Below are 15,653 nucleotides of genomic sequence, written 5' to 3'. Positions count from 1 at the left end.
CGCTGCCCCTTGTCCGACCTGCAGAAACGCAGGCCGGGCAGGGGGCGGCGGCGTTCGTGGGACTTCTCTGGGACTTTGCGGCCGGGCCGGGCTCCCGCGGCCCGCTCCCGAGCCCGGCGCTAAGCGAAGACCGCGTCGATGGCGGCGCTGCCCCGTGCTCCCTCGCGGGGCAGGAAGTGGAAGTACTTCCGCGGCGTGAACCCGGGATCGGAGTGGCCCAGCCACCGCGCCAGCGACACGACCGGTTCACCGGCCTCCAGTTCCTCGGAGGCGTGGAAGTGGCGCAGGGCATGGAAGCCGTGCTCCCGGGACGGTTCCCACACCCGGGACCCGCCAGTGGACTCCTCCAGCGGAGCGAGCACGCCCGCCTTGGTCAGGGCCGGCTTCCAGGGGGGTGCTCGGCGGAACGTTCCCCGGCGTCGCGAGGCGGTTCGCTCGCAAGTAGCGCTGAGCCGTCAGGGTGGGTGGCCGATCCCGGCGCCGACATCGACAGAGCCGACCGCCACGACGCTCGCGATGCTCACTCGCCGAGGCTGACGAGTCCGGTCTCGTATCCGATGATCACGAGCTGGACGCGGTCGCGCGCGTTCAGCTTGCCGAGGATGCGACTGACGTGCGTCTTCGCCGTGAGCGGCGACATGTAGAGCGACTCGCCGATCTCGGAGTTGGTCTTGCCACGTGCGACCTCGGCGAGTACTTCGCGCTCGCGCTCGCTCAGGAGATCGAGAGGACCCGAGTCGCCGGGACGAATGGCCGGTCGGCGAACGAAGTCGGCGACCAACCGCTTGGCCATCGCCGGTGAGATGAGGACGTCACCGTCGGCGGCGGCGGCGATGGCCTCGAGCAGGAGTCGCGGTGGGGTGTCCTTGAGCAGGAAACCGGAGGCACCGGCTCTGAGCGCCTCGTAGACGTACTCATCGAGCGCGAAGGTGGTGAGCACAAGCACCTTGGTGGCGCTGAGCCGTTCGTCGCCGCAGATCGCTCGCGTCGCGTCGAGCCCGTCCATGCGAGGCATGCGGATGTCCATCAGCACGACGTCGGGGCGTGTCCGCCAGGTCTCGGCGATCGCCTGCGCGCCGTCGCCGACCTCACCGACGACCGTGATGCCGGGTTCGCTGGCGAGCAGTGCTGCGAACCCGCGGCGCACCAACTCCTGGTCGTCGACGAGCAGTACGCGGATGTCGCGCCTCGCCACGGCAGGCGCGTCGAGCCGAGGGGTCATGCCTTCCACCCGCCGGGTATCTGGTACGGCACGAACGCGTGCACCGTGAACCCGCCGTTGTCGGTGGGTCCGGCGTGGACGGTGCCACCGAGGAGCTCCGCTCGCTCGCGGATCGCGACCAGACCGATGCCGGTGCCCGGTGTCGTAACGCGTGCGGTGGCCGGGGCCTCGTTCGACACGGTGACGTGCACGCCGCCGTCTGCGTGCCGGAGCCGGACGACCGTGGGGACGTCGCCGGCGTGGCGGGCGACGTTGACCAGGCACTCGTGCACGATGCGGTGCACCGTCACCACGGTGCTCTCCGCCACGCCCGCAGGATAGTGACCGTCCTCGACCACCTCGACCTCCGTCGAGTGCCCGGCGGCAGCGACAACGTCGCTGAGGGTGGTGGTGGCCGTCGGTATCGGGCGAAGCGGGACCGACTCGTCGGACCGGAGGAGCCCGAGCAGGGATCTCAGCTCGTCGAGCGATCGTCTGCCCGCGTCGTTGATCTCGACGAGCGAAGTGTGAGCGGCGGCGGGATCGCGCTCGAACCCGTGGGCGGCGATGCCGGACTGGACGGTGATCGCCGACAGCGAATGGGCGACGATGTCGTGCAGGTCGTACGCGATGCGAAGGCGTTCCGCCTGGAGCCGCTCGGCGACCTGGCGTTCCATTCCGTCGGCTCGACGCCGCAGGTTCGAGCGACGGGCGTCGGCCGCGGCGATCGGGAGCAGGAAAACGGCTGAGTAGGTGACCCATTCGAACCAGAACGGCTCATCACCGGCCAGCGCCCCGAAGCCGGCGACGACGATCGCGACGAACGATCCGAACCAGATCACAGAGCGATCGTCGCTCCGGCGCACGAGACGGAACAGCGCCACGGCGAGCATCGGTCCCAGCGCGACCGGGCTGGAGGTCCATGCGAGGGTGACGACGGTCAGCACGCCGATCGCCACGACGGTGACCCGACCGAACCGACCGGCGACGACGAGCAGCACCGCGGCGACGGCCGCGATCGCGACGCCTGGGAGCTCCCGTCCGGCCAGGACGTCCGGATCGAGGACGAACACGCCGATCGACACCGCCAACGCGGCGACGAGCGCAGCGAGATCGGCGCGATTGGTGCGGTGATCCGTGTGCGTCATGGCACCATCATCGTCGCGATCGACAGCGGGCGCATACTCCGACGGGAGGTCTCCGCACCTGGACCGGTCGTGGGCCGGCCGCCCGGTCCAGGTGCTGAACCTGGGCGCATCAGCGGTCCCGGCTCACCAGCTCGAGCACAGGCACCCGGGAGACCCGGAACGCGGGCCACGCTGCAGCGGCCACGCCCGCTGCGACTGCGACGATCAGCGTCACTGCCAGACGGAGCCAGGGTACGACGATGGACGGGATCTCCGCGCCTCCAGTGACATCGATCATCGCCCAGCCGAAGCCGGCTCCGACGGCGATACCGATCGATGCTGCAACGAACGACAGGAGTGCCCCCTCGAGCCGCACGATGCGACGCAGCTCCCGCCGAGACGCCCCGACCGCTCGCAGCAGCCCGATCTCTCCAGAGCGTTCATTGATCGCGAGCGCCGTGGTGTTGGCGACTCCAAGAAGCGCGATGAAGCTCGCCAGAATGAGCATCCCGTCGATGAAGTACCCGAACGCGGCGATCTCGCTCCCGCTGCTGGCGACGTGTTCCTCCCGGGTCGCCAGGAACGACCCGGGCGAATCCCGGACCAGGGCCCGCACGTCTTCCTCGGCGTCCGCCACCGCTCCGTCGGCGAGGTCGACGAACACCTGCGCGTCGAGCAGACGACCGACCGAGGCGTCGAGTGTCGCACGGTCGACGAAGTACGGTGGGGCTTCGAAACCGCCGGTGCTCCTCTCGACCACGGCAACGATCGGCGCTTCGATGGTCGATCGTTCGAACTCGATCTCCAGGGTTCCGCCAAGCAGCGCCGGGTCGTCACCGACCACGGCCACGCCTCCCGAGCTCAGATCGGCGAGGTCGCCGGCGATCGGGTCGAGGTCGTACACGGTGGGCAGTGCCGTCGGGTCGATGCCGCCGATCGCCTCGGCTTTCCCCGCCACTATCCCTTCGGCGATCGACAGCGCAGTTACCGAGTCGACATCGGGCAGCGCTGCTATCCGGTCGGCCAGGGTGGGGTCGATCGTCGAGAAGTCGGGGGTCGCCGACGTGACCACCAGGTCCGCCTTCAGTCCCTCACGGACGTCCGTTCCCACCGCGCTCGTCAGTGAGCTCGCGAAGATCGAGAACACCGTCACCATTGCGATTCCGAGCATGAGCGCGAGCGCCGTCGATGCCGATCGACGGGGGCTCGCAGCCAGGTTGCCCGCTGCGATCGAGCCAGACACACCGGCGGCGCGGCGGGCAGCCGGAGAGCTCCAACGTGCTGAAGCTGTCACGATCGCCGGGCCGCACAGCACGAGCGCCGGGACAATGGCAGCAGCGAGCATGAGCCACACTGGGTTCGAGCCCACCACAGCCACAGCTCCTCCAGCGATCGCCGCCGCGGCGAGCACGAGTCCGCTTGCAGTCCGCGCTCGGCTCACGACCCGGGGTTCCGCCGCGCTCTCGCGCAGCGCCTCGATCGGTGGTGTCGCCGCCGCGCGGCGAGCCGGGATCCATGCCGAGAGGATCGTTGCGCCGATACCGACGGCCGCGGCGATCGCGATCGAGGTCGGGCTCACGATCGTCGGCCCGGTGATCAGGCTGACCCCGGTGAGTCCGACGACCCAGCGCAGCACGCCCACTCCCGCGACCCCGCATACGAGGCCGGCGAGCGTGGCGATCGTTCCGACGAACGCCGCCTCGATCACCACTCCGCCGAGCACTTGGCGTCGTTTCGCACCGATCGCACGCAACAGTCCCGACTCCCGCCGGCGGCGGGCGACGGTGAGCACGAACGTGTTGAAGATGATCGTCACGCCGATCAGAATCGCGACCACGGCGAAGGCCAGGAGGAACACGTTCAGGAACTGCAGCGGTGACGTCGCGGCGTCCTGCATCGTCCGGATGTAGTCGGGTCCGTCGACGACCTCGGTATCGGACAGCGCCGACAGTCGGCCGAGCACCTCGGTGCGGTCGGCACCCTCCGCGATGTCGACGAACACCTCGGTCGGCGCCGCCTTGTCGAGCCAGGCGGACACCGCTCCGTCGGCCAACAGAACCGTTCGCTGCAGCGGTGCCGCGTCCGCCGACGCGAACGTCGCGATACCGGTGATGGTCGCGTCGTGCATCCCCGTCGCGGTCAGGACCTGTACGACGTCACCCGGAGCCACGCCTGCGTCATCGGCGAGCGATCGATCGATCATGACCTCTCCGACCTCGGTCGGTGGTCGCCCGCTCGCGAGCCGGAACGGATTGAGCGCCGGGTCGGCGACCCAGTTGCGACCGACGTCGCTCGCCGTGCCGGTTCCGATCGTCGATCCGTCGACGACCAGCTTCGCGAAGCCGACCCATTGCGGGGCGGCCCCGTCGACGCCGTCGACCGCAACCACGCGCTCGGTGATGTCGGGATCCAGTGATTGCCGAACCGACCTGGCGGGATCTCCCGGTCCTCCGCCGGGCTCGCCGAGGGAAACGCCCTGCACCACGGCGTCCGTCCCGGCCAACGCTTCGGCGATATCGTCGGCCGCTCGGCCGCGCATCGAGTCGGACAGCACCAGCGTCGCGGCGAGGAACGCCACCGACAGTGCGATCGCCGTGCCCGTGAGCAGGAACCGACCCCGGCTCGCGAACACGCTCCGGGCCGCGCTCCGCACCATCTGGCTCATCGCCCCAGGCCCTTCATCACGCCGAGCACCGAATCGGCCGACGGGCGATCCATCACGTCGTGCACCCTGCCGTCGACGACGAACACGACGTGGTCCGCCCAGGCAGCGGCGTTGGGATCGTGCGTGACCATCACGATCGACTGATGATGCTTGTCGACCGCTGATCGCAGGTATCCGAGGATCTCCTGTCCGGACCGGGTGTCGAGGTTGCCGGTGGGCTCGTCGGCGAACACCACGTGTGGCCGGGCGACCAGCGCCCGGGCGATGGCGACGCGCTGTTGCTGGCCGCCCGAGAGCTCCGTCGGCCGATGATGCATGCGATCACCGAGGCGCAGCATCGACACGACCTGTTCGAGCACTCCTTCGCTCGGCCGGCGGCCCGACAACGTCAACGGTAGGCAGATGTTCTCCTCGGCCGTGAGGGTCCCGACGAGATTGAACGTCTGGAACACGAACCCGATCCGTTCTCGGCGCAGCATGGTCAGTTCGCGGTCGTCGAGGGTCGACAGATCGGTGTTGCCGATGAAGGCGCGGCCCGACGTCAGTTGATCCAGCCCGGCGGCGCAGTGCATCATCGTCGACTTTCCCGAACCCGACGGGCCCATCACAGCCGTGAACTCCCCCGCCGGGAACGCGATGGTGACGTCGTCGAGAGCGACGACGGCCGACTGGCCGGAGCCGTATCGCTTGACTGCGCCGACGAGCCTGGCCGCAGCGTCATCAGCGTTGGATGACAGCGCGCTCCCGGACTGCCCATCGATGACCGGGGATTGCGGATGTGGGGACACGAGACCTCCGATGAGTGGTTGGTGTCCACCACGATGCTGGCGGCCGTCGGCGGCCGCATCCGCCCACAGGAGGCGACGCGTACTCGCACGGGACTACACGAGCGACCGGACGGCCGACCTTGGTGGCCGACGATCCGGCCGAGGATTGTGGCGGTGGTCACGCTCGACGACCACGTGGAGCACGACGGCCTCGACGTGATCTGGTGCTGAACCGGCCGGTCATCGCTGCGATCGCGGAGGACCGCGCCGGGGGCGAGCAACGACCCGGCGATCAGGTCAGCCGCGGCGACCTGCCCGACGAGAGACGCAGCGTCCGCGTCAGGCACGGTGGACACACCGGGGTCGACCGCGACGGCGGTCAGGGTCAAGTCGTCGGTGAAGTTTCCCCGTGATCTTGGACACTCGTTCGTTATGCCGCGAGGGCGTGTTGATGGCGTTGCCGGGTCTCGGCCGGGGTGAGGTAGCCGAAGGTCTTGTGCTTGCGCAGCCGGCGCAGTTCCTCGCGCTCGGCGCTGGTCAGCTCACCGGGCTGCCCCTCGCCCCGGTCAGCCTTGGCCCGGCGGTACCAGCCGCGCAGGGACGCCGAGCTGATGCCGAGTTCCCGGGCGACCGCGGTGACCGTCTTGCCAGAGGGGTCGACGAGCGCGATCGCGTCCCGCTTGAACTCCTCGGTGTACCGCTTTGTGTACTTGTTTCCCACCTGGTGCTACTTCCTCTGGAACCTCAGGTCCCAGTCTCCAGGTGTCCACGATCAAGGGGAAGCTTCGCATCTGCGCAGGCCGGCGAAGTGCCGCCCGGCTACGGCAGGTCGCGGGGCCGGCCGGTCCCTTCTTCGGTATCCGGCCGGTCCCGGGGCCGCCGGCCGTACGCCGCGGGGCGTACGGCCGGCGGCCTCCACGCGTTCCCGCCGCCTACGGCGCGGGGGCGGGGGCCGGGGGCGGGCCGGTCAGGGAGACCTCCGCACCGTGCCGGCGGGTGCCCCAGCCGGTGCGGGCACAGGTGGCGATGCCGTACCAGCGCAGCCAGCGCAGCACCGTCCAGGCCAGTACGGTGGCCAGCGGCATCATCAGCCAGGTCAGCACCCGGGCCCGGACGGGCTCGTCGGAACGGACCAGGCCCAGGTAGCGCAGGCCCAGGGCCCAGCCGATGAGGAACGGGATCCACAGCATCGAGGCCGGCGGGGGGTTGCCGAACACGGCCGGTTCCACCAGCAGCAGCCACCCCACCACCAACTGGGTCAGCACCAGCTGGAACCAGCGCAGCAGGTGCAGCCAGAAGGCCGGCCGCGCCGGGGACAGATAGCGCATCCGCCACACCGAGCGGATCGTCGAGCCGCGCATCCACCGCAGGTACATCCGGGAGAAGTGCGACCAGCGTTCCGGCATGGCGGTGAAGACGACCGCCGAGGGCTGCTGGACGGTCAGCCCGCGCTCCTGCGCGTACAGCGTCAGCAGCGAGTCGTCGGAGAACGTCACCGGGCGGCCCAGGAAGGTCTCGTTCAGATAGCCGTCCAGGTTGTCCCTGACGACCGCCGCCCGGTAGGCGGCCAGCGGCCCGGAGTTGACCATCACCGCGCCGACGGCGGACTGACCCGAGCGGTCCACCAGCTGGCAGGTGACGAACCACAGGTCGGTGATCCTCACCAGCAGGCCGGCGCGGTTGTTGGTGGCGGTCACCAGTCCGGCGACGGACTGCACCCGGGGGCGGGCGAAGGGCGCCAGGACCTCCTCCAGCGCGTCGGGCGCCAGACAGGAGTCGGAGTCGACCGTGACGTAGACGTCCGCCCGGGGGCCGGCCGTCACCGCGTGGGCCTGGGCGCGGCGTTTGCCCCCGTTGGGCACCCGCCGCCAGGTACCGGCCACCCCCGCCGCCCGGGACGCCTCCTCCCACCAGGCGCGGACCTCGGCGTAGTCCGAGCTGGTGGAGCCGTCGTCCACGATGTGCACGGAGTCCGGCGGGCGGGTCTGCCGCAGGAGGGACTCCAGACCGAGCCGCAGATAGCCGGGGTCCTCGTTGTAGACGGGCATCAGGACGGCCACGTGCAGCTCCCGCAGCCGGCGGGCCGCCTCGGGTGTGGGGCGGCGCGGACGCTCCAGGTGGTACAGCACGCTCTGGAGGGCGAAGACGAGGAACAGCACGCTCCAGGCGATGAAGAGCCGCCCCGCGGTGCCGCCGTCGCGGTCGTAGACGGCCAGGGAGTGGTAGGCGGTCCACAACGCCAGCAGCGTCAGGACGAGGACGCCCGCCAGGACGGTTCCGGACCGGTGCAGGCGGGCGGCCGGCAGCGGGCTCCGGTGCTCGCCGCTCACCGCTCACCCGCGCGGCGGCCCGCACGGAAACCGATCCTGGTGACCAGCACTCCCACGGCCACCAGACCGAGGGCCACGGAGGCCAGCCACCAGCCGTTGTAGAGCGTGATACCGCCTATGACCAGGGCGCTGGTGCCGGTGTTGGCTAACTGACCGTGTTCGGACATGGCTGATTCTCCTCCTTGAGAGGTCCGGATGGTTTCGACGGCGCCGGGCATTTTATGTGGTCCGGGGGAACGGGTGGGGTGGCCGGGGTTACGGTTCCCGGTGGCAATGGGGAAAACCGGCTGGACAGCCGGGGGATGGAAGGGCACCCGCTTTTCCCGTGAGCGGATGAGGATGGCTCGAAATTGATGCCGGAGAACGTGCGCGGGCCGGATCTCCCCGCTGCCCGGGCCGCCGCCCCGGGACCGGGAGCGGCCGGGGGACTCCCCGGCGCGGCGCGGCGCGCCGGCCCGGCACGACTCTCCCGGCACCCCGGGCGCCCCCGTCCGGAGAGCGGAACCCCGACCACGCGGAAGCAAACGAGAAGGACTTCCGGCGCTTGACGGGAATCACCGGATCGTCTTCTCCGGGGGGTGGCGGCGCGAGGACTTCTTCGATTCCTTTCCGGCCCTGCCGCCATCGTTTCCGCCGGACGGATCACCGGAATCCGGGTACCGGGCGGCCCGGGCCCGTCCCTTCGGGGAAGGACGGTGGCCGATCACGCGGCGGGGAGCGTGTACGGCCGGCCGCCGCCCCGTCCGCCTCCGCCCGTTCCGGTCCTCCGGCGCGTCGCCGGGCGGGTGCGCGGTCTGCTACACCGGTGGGGTGACTTCCGTACCCGGGCCCGAGCCCGTACCGCTCCCCGGCAGCCCCGAGCCCTCCGGGGAGGAGCGCCGCCGGGTGCTGTGCCGGATGTGCGGGCGGCCGCTGCGAGGGCGGCGGGCGCGACTGTGGGGCCTGGGTGACGACTGCCGCGAGAAGCTCGCGCTGCGCTCCGCCCCGGCACCGGGGACCTGGGAGATCGCACAGGAGGAACTGCCGTGGCCGATGGCCCCGGCCGGGCCGCCGGGACCGCCCCCGGGAGAAGATCCGCCGACCGGCCGTACCGGGGAGCGGGACGGCGCGGCCGGGAGCACGGGCGCCGGGTGACGGCCGCGGCGGGGTTCCCGCGTACCGGCCTCCCGGGCGGTGTGCCGGGCCCCCGCCCCGGGGCGGGGGCCCGTTCCCCTTCCGTACGTTCGCCGCGGCGGTTCGGCCGCGGCCGAACCGCTTCTCTCCCGTCCGCCCCCGCCGTGACCGGTGAGACCGGTCCGCACGCCGTCGGGAGCCGGCTCCGCCGCCGGTTCAGGAGCCGCCCGGCTCCTGGAAACGCGGGGCCAGCGGACCGCGGTCGTCCTCGTCCTCCGTCGTGAGAGCGGTGGCGGTGTTGTCGTCGGTGAAGGCACGCCGCACGGCGGGGTCCTCCTCCAGCGGGGACCGCCGCGGCTCCGGTTCCCCGGTGCCCCGGCCGCCGTCTCCGGGACGGGAGGGACCGGCGGGTGCCTCCCCCGTACGGCGCGTGTCGTCCTGCCCGGACATGGGGTTCCTCCTTGCCTCGGTACTCCGGGTCTTCCCGGTGGACAGACGCCCACGGTTTCCCGGAGGGCAGGGGAACAAACACCGGGGCCTCTCCGGTGGATCCCGGGAGCACCGTCGAAGCGTTCTCCTCCGCCTCCCCCGGCCCCCGGCGGGAGCACCGCGCCGTAAAGGCCCGGTGGGCTTCCCTCCCGTCCCGCGGAGCCGCCGGGGTCCGGCACCCGGCACGTACGGGGAACCGTCCGGAAGACGCCCGTCGGAGGCCCGGTGGCCGGCGGGCGAGCGACGGCCGCCTGCGGGGACGGCACCGCGGCCGGGACGGAAGGGGTGGCTTGTTCCTTCTGACACCCCGACACGGCATTTGACCGCCGCGCGCTCCCTTTCCCACGGTGGGGAGTGCCACAGACCCGCTCAACCGGAAGGATTCTCATGACCAACCGCATCGATCAGCCGCGGGAGTTCGACCTGGTCGGCGATCCGGTCCGGGTCGCGGGCGTCGGCACCGGCTTCGAGGCCGTCCTGAACTACCGCGTCGGCGACGGACACGACGAGGTGGGCGGACACTTCGAGGTCGGGGGCGGAACCGGCGAACACGGGCAGTTCCAGCTCCAGGTCGACCTCGGCGGCGCGGCGCTCGCGCGGGACCAGATCCTGATCCAGGTCTTCGAGACCAGCGCCAAGGACGGCAGCGAGATCAACAGGGTGACCGTCCCGGCCGTCTACGCGCCGCGGATCGTCCCGGACTACGTCGGCTACCGCGAGCACGAGGTGGAGCGGGGGGACACCCTGTCGGCGATCGCCCGGACCCACTACGGCGACGCCGCCCTGCACACGAGGATCGTACGGGCCAATCCGCAGCTCACCGATCCCGACGTGATCATTCCCGGGCAGGTTCTGCGCATCCCCGTCGGCCGCGCCTGAGGGATTCCCGGCCCCCTCCGGGGGCGGGACCGGCCGGTGGGCGGGTTCCGCCCCGCGCGTGGGCGCGGCGCCCGGGCCGGGGATCGTGCCGCCGGGCCGGGCGCCGCCGTGTGGGGGGGGTGGGGTGGTGACCGGGTGCGCCGGTCAGCGCAGCAGGCGCAGCGGGACGGCCTCGGCCATCGCCTCGGCACCGGCGTCGCTGGGGTGCAGGTGGTCGCCGCTGTCGTAGCGGGGCAGCAGCCGCCGCGGGTCGGCCGGGTCGCGCAGGGCCTTGTCGAAGTCGATGACCCCGTCGTACTCGCCGCCGGTGCGGATCCAGCGGTTGACGGCCTGGCGGGCGGCCTCGTTCTCGGCGGTGTAGAAGCCGAAGGTGTCGCCCTTGAACGGCAGGATCGTACCGCCGTGGATCTTCAGTCCGCGCTCGTGGGCGCGGGCGATGAGCTGGCGGTGGGCGGCGATGACGTCCTCGGCGGTCACCTTCTCGGACTCCGGCGCGGTACCGGCGACCGGGTGGCCGAGGTCGTTCACGCCGAGCAGGACGATGACGTGCTCGACGCCGGGCTGGGCCGCCACGTCGCGGTCGAAGCGGCGCAGCGCGCTCTGCCCGAAGTACGCCGCGTAGGCGTCCGCGCCGGAGCCGGCGGGCGGGTTGGGGTCGTGCAGCAGGCGGTTGCCGCTGATGCCCTGGTTGAGCACGCCGAGCGGGTGGGGGCCGTGGGCGGCGCGCAGCCGCTTCGCGAGGAGGTCGGGCCAGCGGTGGTTGGCGTTCACCTCGGTGTCGGAACCGTCGGTGATGGAGTCGCCGAAGGCGACGACGGCCTCGGAGCGCGGGGAGCGGCCGTCGGCGGCGACGCTCACACCGGTCAGGAAGTACCAGCGGTCGATGGTGGCGGTCGGGGTGACGTCCGCGGCGCGGGTGACGTTGCCGGCGGCCACGTAGTTGTGCTGGAAGGCGAACGCGTGGACCGTCGAGCCCGGGGTGCGTTCGGGCAGATGGAGGCTGATCACCAGGTCGGAGCCGGCGGGCACCGTCAGCTCGACCGGGTCGCTGACGGCCGGGGCGCCGGCCGGGACGGTGACGGAGGTACGGCCGCCGAAGGTGAGCGGGCGGTCGGTGCGGGTGTCGATGCGCCCGCCGGAGTCGCCGGCCCGGCGGGCGACGCGGGCCTCGCCGATGACCAGCGGCCGGTCGCCGAACTCGTTCGACAGCCGGACGCGGACCCGCTTCCCGCCGACGCTGGTGTGGACGATCTGGCGGATGGTCTGGTCCTCGAAGGCGGTGGTGTCGGACTCGGGCACGGCCGTGGGCGTGGTCGACCAGGTGCCGACCCAGGCCCGGTGGCGGTCGTGCTTGCCCTTCCCGGCCGCGGCGGGCGCGGCCGGGCCGGTGGTGGCGGGGGTGGCCTGCGCCGCCACCAGCAGCAGCAGCGCGCCGGTGAGCAGGGCGACGAGGGCGCCCCGTACCCGGCCGCGCGCGGTGTTCGGTCTCATGTGGGATCTCCTGGGCGTCGGGAGCGGACGGGAGGTCAGGCGCGGCGGGCGGGCTTCGTGAAGCGCCAGCCCTCGTCCCGCAGTTGCGGGACGATCCGGTCGACTGCCTCGACGGTCTGGCTGCGGTCGCCGCCGCCGTCGTGCATCAGGATCACGGCACCGGGCTCGACGCCCTCGGTGATGCGCCTGACCAGTTCCTCGGTGCCCGGCGGCTCCCAGTCGCCGATCGCCAGCCGCCAGCCCAGCGGCTGCATCCCCAGGGCCGCCGCCACCTGCGGGGACTTGCCCCAACTGCCGTACGGGGCACGGAAGTAGGGGATCGGCACGCCCGGTGCGGCCTTGCGGATCTCGGCGCTGGTCCGCTCCAGGTCGGCGCGGATCCGCTCCTCGGTCCAGGTGCCCATGTCGTCGTGGTGCATGGAGTGGTTGCAGAGGGTGTGCCCGCCCCTGACGATGGCGCGCACGAGTTCGGGATGCTGTGCGACGTGGTCGCCCCACAGGCAGAAGACCGCCTTCACCCGGTGTTCGCGCAGCACCCTGAGCAGTTCCGGGGTGTCTTCGGGGTCGGGGCCGTCGTCGAAGGTGAGGGCGAGGGTCCGGCCGCCGTGCTTGGTGGTCTCGACGATGGCGGCCGTGGCCTTCCCCTTTCCGCGTCCCTTCCCGTGCTCCTTCCCGTACCCCTTCCCGTGCGTCTTCCCGTACGCCTTGCCCTGCCCGGCGCCGTGCGCCTGGGCGGTGCCCGCCGCGGCGAGCGTGCCCAGGCACAGGCCGGTGGTGAGCAGCAGGGGCATCGCGAGGCGGCGCAGCCGGCGGGTGCGCCGGGAGGACGCCGCGGGCCGGAGGGCCTCCCCGGCGGTCGTGCCGGTGTCGGTGCTGGTACTGGTACAGGTGCTGGTGCTGGTGCTGGTGGTCTCGGTCAACGCTGGTCCCTTCCTGACGCGCTGCCACGGCCGGCGCGGCCGGCGCCGCGGTCGGCCGTCACAGTCGGCGTCACAGCCGTTGTCCCGCCGGAGACCTGTGCGCGGGATCCGCGCGTCGGGGCCGAAACTTTTCGGAAATCTTCCGGTGGGGCGGGGAGACCATAGAGAGGCCCCGGAGCGGAGTCAAGAGCCGCCCGCGGCACGCTTCACAGATGCTTCCTCGCAGCTCAGAGTGGGTTCCGACGGCTCCGGAGAGCCGCTCGCGACAGGAAGTGCCGCAAAAACCGCGCAGGTGTCGGGCCGGGCCCCCCGTTCTCCCGACACCCGTCTGATGACCTGGGAGGACTCCCGTGTCACCGTCTCACCACGACACTCCCGCGCACCGTGCCGCACCGCACACCCGGCACGCACGGCGGCCCGCCGGGCAGTCGTACCCCCACCTTCCCCCCAGCGACCACCGGAGGACGGGCATGCGCTACCGCTTCGACCCGGAGCTGGCCGCCGCGCTCTGCCTGATGCCCGAGGTGGACATCACCGACCTCGACGAGGCCCGCGCCGCGCAGGCGTGGCAGCTCGCCGCGGCGGTCGCGGCGGCGGACACCACCGGAGTGGACGTCACGGAGGCGGGCGCGCCCGGGCCCGACGGCGCGCCCGAGGTGCGGCTGCGGCTCTACCGGCCCAAGGGGGCGCGCGGCCCGCTGCCGGCCGTCTACGGCATCCACGGCGGCGGCTACGTACTGGGCTCGCCGGACGCCGACCACGACTGGAACCTGATGCTGTGCCGGGAGCTGGCGGCGCTGGTGGTCTCCGTCGACTACCGGCTGGCACCCGAGCACCCCTTCCCCGCGCCCCTGGAGGACTGCTACGCCGGGCTGTGCTGGCTGGTGAAGAACACCGCCGAGCTGGACGTGCTGCCCGACCGGATCGCCGTGTGGGGCGACAGCGCCGGGGCCGGGCTGGCCGCCGGCCTGGCGCTGCTGGCACGCGACCGCTGCGGGCCCGCGATCTGCTTCCAGCACCTGTGCAGCCCCTCGCTCGACGACCGGCTGGACACCCCCAGCGCGCGGCGGTTCACCGACACCCCGGTGTGGAACCGGCGCAACGCCCTGCTGAGCTGGGAGGCCTACCTGGGGCCCGGCAGGCGCGGCGCCCCCGGGGTGTCCCCGTACGCCGCGCCCGCCCGCGCCGGGGCCGCCGGCCTGGCCGGACTGCCGCCCGCGTACGTCTCGGTGATGGAGTTCGACCCGCTGCGGGACGAGGGCCTGGACTACGCCCGCGCCCTGCTGGCCGCCGGGGTGCCCGCCGAGGTGCATCTGTTCCCCGGCACCTTCCACGGGGCGTGGGCGGTGGAGCACGCCGCCGTCATCCGGCGGGCGACCGACGAGGCCGTCGCCGTGCTGCGCAGGGCGCTGGGCCGGTGACGCGGGCGGTGGGCGGGCCCGCGCACGAGATGGCGGGCGGGCCCGCGCCCGGGGCACCCGCTCAGCCGTCGCCGGCCAGCCGCAGGGCGTACAGCGCGAGCTGGGCACGGAAGCGGTCCTGCGGGTCGCGGAGCTGCCAGCCCAGCTCCTTCTCCACGTGCGCCAGCCGGGCGGCCACCGAGCTGTGGTGCAGATGGAGCTCCGCGGCGGCCTGCCGCAGCGAGCCGGTGCGGCAGAACGCGGCCAGGGCGGCCAGCAGGTCGCTGCCCTGCCCGCCCTGCCCGCCCCGCTCGCTGCGCGCCAGCTCCCCCAGCAGCCGTACGTCCGGCTGGGCGCGCAGCCGTTCCACCGGGATGTCCGCCAGCAGGGCCACGGGACCGAGCGTGTCGTGGTCGACCACCGCCTCCTGGGGGGAACCCTCCACCGCGAACCGCAGCGCCGAGCAGGCCTGCGCCCAGGAGTCGTGGGCGGCCAGCGGGTCGGCGGCGCCGCCGACCCCGACCCGGATGCCCCCGTCGGGCCTGCGGGCCGTGCTCCGCTCCCGGGCCCGTTCCCGCAGTGCCGCCCGCAGTTCGGTGGCCGGTGAGGCGGCGTTTCCGCCCGGGGTGCCCTCCGGGCGCTGCACCAGTACCGCGCCCAGCGAGCCGACCCGGGCGACCCGGACGGAGCCGCGCAGGGCGCCGCGTCCGAACAGCGCCACCGCCGCCACTCCGGCGTCCGTCCCGGTGACCGGATCCGGTTCCCGGGGCGCCACCGCGACCACCCGCAGCGGTACCTGGGGGGCCAGGCCCAGCAGCCGCAGCGCGCGGGCCCGGTCCGGGGCGTCCTCGCGTTCGGAGAGCACCAGTTCCACCAGCGCCGGATCGGCCGCCCGGGGTGAGCGGGCGGCCCGGGGGCGGCCGGCCAGCACCCCGGCGGCGATGGCCATCCACTCCAGCACCAGCTCGTCGAACGGCCCCGGTTCGCCCGGGCGCTCCAGCCAGACCCGGCCGGCCGGATCCAGGTCCACCCGGCCGGAGACCTTCCCCGGCGCGCCCGCCAGGGCGGCGCCCCCCGGACCGAAGCGGGCGGTGCGGCCGTCGGCCAGCTCCAGCCCCGCCGCGCACCCTGCCAGCGCGGCGGTGGACCGGGCCAGGGTGGCCGGGTCCAGAGCTCCGCCGAGCAGCGCCTCGAAGTGCGCGATCACCCGCACGGCGGTGGCGGCGTCCGCGTCCAGCTCCGACAGCCGCAGCAGCAGTCCCTTCACATCC

General features: G+C 72.7%; 16 protein-coding genes. 4 read left to right on the top strand and 12 right to left on the bottom strand.

What is annotated here, in order from left to right; genetic code table 11:
• Nucleotides 1-119 precede the first annotated feature (119 nt).
• The 5 genes from CUT44_RS30680 to CUT44_RS30660 all read right to left on the bottom strand — a co-directional run bounded on the left by CUT44_RS30680 (nucleotide 120) and on the right by CUT44_RS30660 (nucleotide 5,730).
• A complete protein-coding gene (locus CUT44_RS30680; RefSeq protein ID WP_233221768.1) occupies nucleotides 120-362 on the bottom strand; it encodes a site-specific integrase in 243 nt (80 codons plus the stop codon).
• Nucleotides 363-520: 158 nt separating this feature from the next.
• Nucleotides 521-1,222 (bottom strand): response regulator transcription factor, encoded by a 702-nt coding sequence (locus CUT44_RS30675; protein ID WP_100205177.1) that lies wholly within the window; start codon nucleotides 1,220-1,222, stop codon nucleotides 521-523.
• Nucleotides 1,219-2,349 (bottom strand): sensor histidine kinase, encoded by a 1,131-nt coding sequence (locus CUT44_RS30670; RefSeq protein ID WP_100205176.1) that lies wholly within the window; start codon nucleotides 2,347-2,349, stop codon nucleotides 1,219-1,221. The genes CUT44_RS30675 and CUT44_RS30670 overlap by 4 nt, the downstream gene beginning before the upstream one ends.
• Nucleotides 2,350-2,458: 109 nt before the next feature.
• On the bottom strand, nucleotides 2,459-4,993 hold the full coding sequence (locus CUT44_RS30665; RefSeq protein ID WP_100205175.1) for an FtsX-like permease family protein: 2,535 nt from the start codon (nucleotides 4,991-4,993) through the stop codon (nucleotides 2,459-2,461).
• Complete coding sequence (locus CUT44_RS30660; protein WP_100205313.1) at nucleotides 4,990-5,730, bottom strand: ABC transporter ATP-binding protein; 741 nt, start codon at nucleotides 5,728-5,730, stop codon at nucleotides 4,990-4,992. The genes CUT44_RS30665 and CUT44_RS30660 overlap by 4 nt, the downstream gene beginning before the upstream one ends.
• A 72-nt stretch (nucleotides 5,731-5,802) precedes the next feature.
• Between CUT44_RS30660 and CUT44_RS30655 the strand changes: the two genes are divergently transcribed.
• Entirely contained in the window at nucleotides 5,803-5,991 is a 189-nt protein-coding gene (locus CUT44_RS30655; protein WP_100205174.1) for a hypothetical protein, read from the top strand.
• A gap of 199 nt (nucleotides 5,992-6,190) precedes the next feature.
• Here the strand turns inward: CUT44_RS30655 and CUT44_RS30650 are convergent, their stop codons facing one another.
• The 3 genes from CUT44_RS30650 to CUT44_RS33325 form a co-directional block, all read right to left on the bottom strand.
• Nucleotides 6,191-6,481 (bottom strand): transposase, encoded by a 291-nt coding sequence (locus CUT44_RS30650; protein ID WP_100205173.1) that lies wholly within the window; start codon nucleotides 6,479-6,481, stop codon nucleotides 6,191-6,193.
• 211 nt (nucleotides 6,482-6,692) lie between these two features.
• The gene (locus CUT44_RS30645; RefSeq protein WP_233221767.1) at nucleotides 6,693-8,090 is read right to left on the bottom strand and encodes a glycosyltransferase; all 1,398 of its coding nucleotides are present in this window, start codon (nucleotides 8,088-8,090) and stop codon (nucleotides 6,693-6,695) included.
• Entirely contained in the window at nucleotides 8,087-8,257 is a 171-nt protein-coding gene (locus CUT44_RS33325) for a hypothetical protein (RefSeq protein ID WP_158239695.1), read from the bottom strand. Before CUT44_RS33325 ends, CUT44_RS30645 begins: the two co-directional genes overlap by 4 nt.
• Before the next feature lie 643 nt (nucleotides 8,258-8,900).
• Here CUT44_RS33325 and CUT44_RS30640 point away from each other — a divergent pair.
• Nucleotides 8,901-9,224 carry a DUF6011 domain-containing protein gene (locus CUT44_RS30640; protein WP_233221766.1) on the top strand — a complete coding sequence of 108 codons (324 nt, stop codon included), beginning with the start codon at nucleotides 8,901-8,903 and terminating at the stop codon, nucleotides 9,222-9,224.
• A gap of 195 nt (nucleotides 9,225-9,419) precedes the next feature.
• Here the strand turns inward: CUT44_RS30640 and CUT44_RS30635 are convergent, their stop codons facing one another.
• A complete protein-coding gene (locus tag CUT44_RS30635; protein ID WP_100205172.1) occupies nucleotides 9,420-9,653 on the bottom strand; it encodes a hypothetical protein in 234 nt (77 codons plus the stop codon).
• 426 nt (nucleotides 9,654-10,079) lie between these two features.
• Between CUT44_RS30635 and CUT44_RS30630 the strand changes: the two genes are divergently transcribed.
• A complete protein-coding gene (locus CUT44_RS30630) occupies nucleotides 10,080-10,571 on the top strand; it encodes a Gmad2 immunoglobulin-like domain-containing protein (protein ID WP_100205171.1) in 492 nt (163 codons plus the stop codon).
• Between the two features lie 144 nt (nucleotides 10,572-10,715).
• Here CUT44_RS30630 and CUT44_RS30625 read toward each other — a convergent pair whose 3' ends face one another.
• Together CUT44_RS30625 and CUT44_RS30620 are read right to left on the bottom strand one after the other, a co-directional pair.
• Nucleotides 10,716-12,062 (bottom strand): SGNH/GDSL hydrolase family protein, encoded by a 1,347-nt coding sequence (locus CUT44_RS30625; protein ID WP_100205170.1) that lies wholly within the window; start codon nucleotides 12,060-12,062, stop codon nucleotides 10,716-10,718.
• A 35-nt stretch (nucleotides 12,063-12,097) separates the two neighbouring features.
• Nucleotides 12,098-12,982, bottom strand: a complete 885-nt coding sequence (locus CUT44_RS30620) for a polysaccharide deacetylase family protein (protein ID WP_199185894.1) — start codon at nucleotides 12,980-12,982, stop codon at nucleotides 12,098-12,100.
• A 470-nt stretch (nucleotides 12,983-13,452) separates the two neighbouring features.
• Here CUT44_RS30620 and CUT44_RS30615 point away from each other — a divergent pair, with 470 nt between their 5' ends.
• Nucleotides 13,453-14,403: an alpha/beta hydrolase gene (locus CUT44_RS30615; RefSeq protein WP_100205169.1), complete on the top strand. Its 951-nt coding sequence runs from the start codon at nucleotides 13,453-13,455 to the stop codon at nucleotides 14,401-14,403.
• Between the two features lie 61 nt (nucleotides 14,404-14,464).
• On the opposite strand, the gene CUT44_RS30610 is transcribed toward CUT44_RS30615, so the two are convergent.
• The gene (locus CUT44_RS30610; RefSeq protein ID WP_100205168.1) at nucleotides 14,465-15,649 is read right to left on the bottom strand and encodes a PucR family transcriptional regulator; all 1,185 of its coding nucleotides are present in this window, start codon (nucleotides 15,647-15,649) and stop codon (nucleotides 14,465-14,467) included.
• Nucleotides 15,650-15,653: the final 4 nt, after the last annotated feature.

The organism is Streptomyces carminius, assembly GCF_002794255.1.
Lineage (GTDB): Bacteria > Actinomycetota > Actinomycetes > Streptomycetales > Streptomycetaceae > Streptomyces > Streptomyces carminius.
The sequence above is the reverse complement of the archived record's forward strand: the minus strand, read 5'-3'. Positions and strand labels throughout refer to the sequence as shown.

Coding starts and splice junctions, on each gene's coding strand:
- CUT44_RS33325 (WP_158239695.1), bottom strand. CDS start 8,257: ATGTCCGAACACGGTCAGTTAGCCAACACCGGCACCAGCGCCCTGGTC.
- CUT44_RS30615 (WP_100205169.1), top strand. CDS start 13,453: ATGCGCTACCGCTTCGACCCGGAGCTGGCCGCCGCGCTCTGCCTGATG.
- CUT44_RS30670 (WP_100205176.1), bottom strand. CDS start 2,349: ATGACGCACACGGATCACCGCACCAATCGCGCCGATCTCGCTGCGCTC.
- CUT44_RS30675 (WP_100205177.1), bottom strand. CDS start 1,222: ATGACCCCTCGGCTCGACGCGCCTGCCGTGGCGAGGCGCGACATCCGC.
- CUT44_RS30630 (WP_100205171.1), top strand. CDS start 10,080: ATGACCAACCGCATCGATCAGCCGCGGGAGTTCGACCTGGTCGGCGAT.
- CUT44_RS30635 (WP_100205172.1), bottom strand. CDS start 9,653: ATGTCCGGGCAGGACGACACGCGCCGTACGGGGGAGGCACCCGCCGGT.
- CUT44_RS30625 (WP_100205170.1), bottom strand. CDS start 12,062: ATGAGACCGAACACCGCGCGCGGCCGGGTACGGGGCGCCCTCGTCGCC.
- CUT44_RS30665 (WP_100205175.1), bottom strand. CDS start 4,993: ATGAGCCAGATGGTGCGGAGCGCGGCCCGGAGCGTGTTCGCGAGCCGG.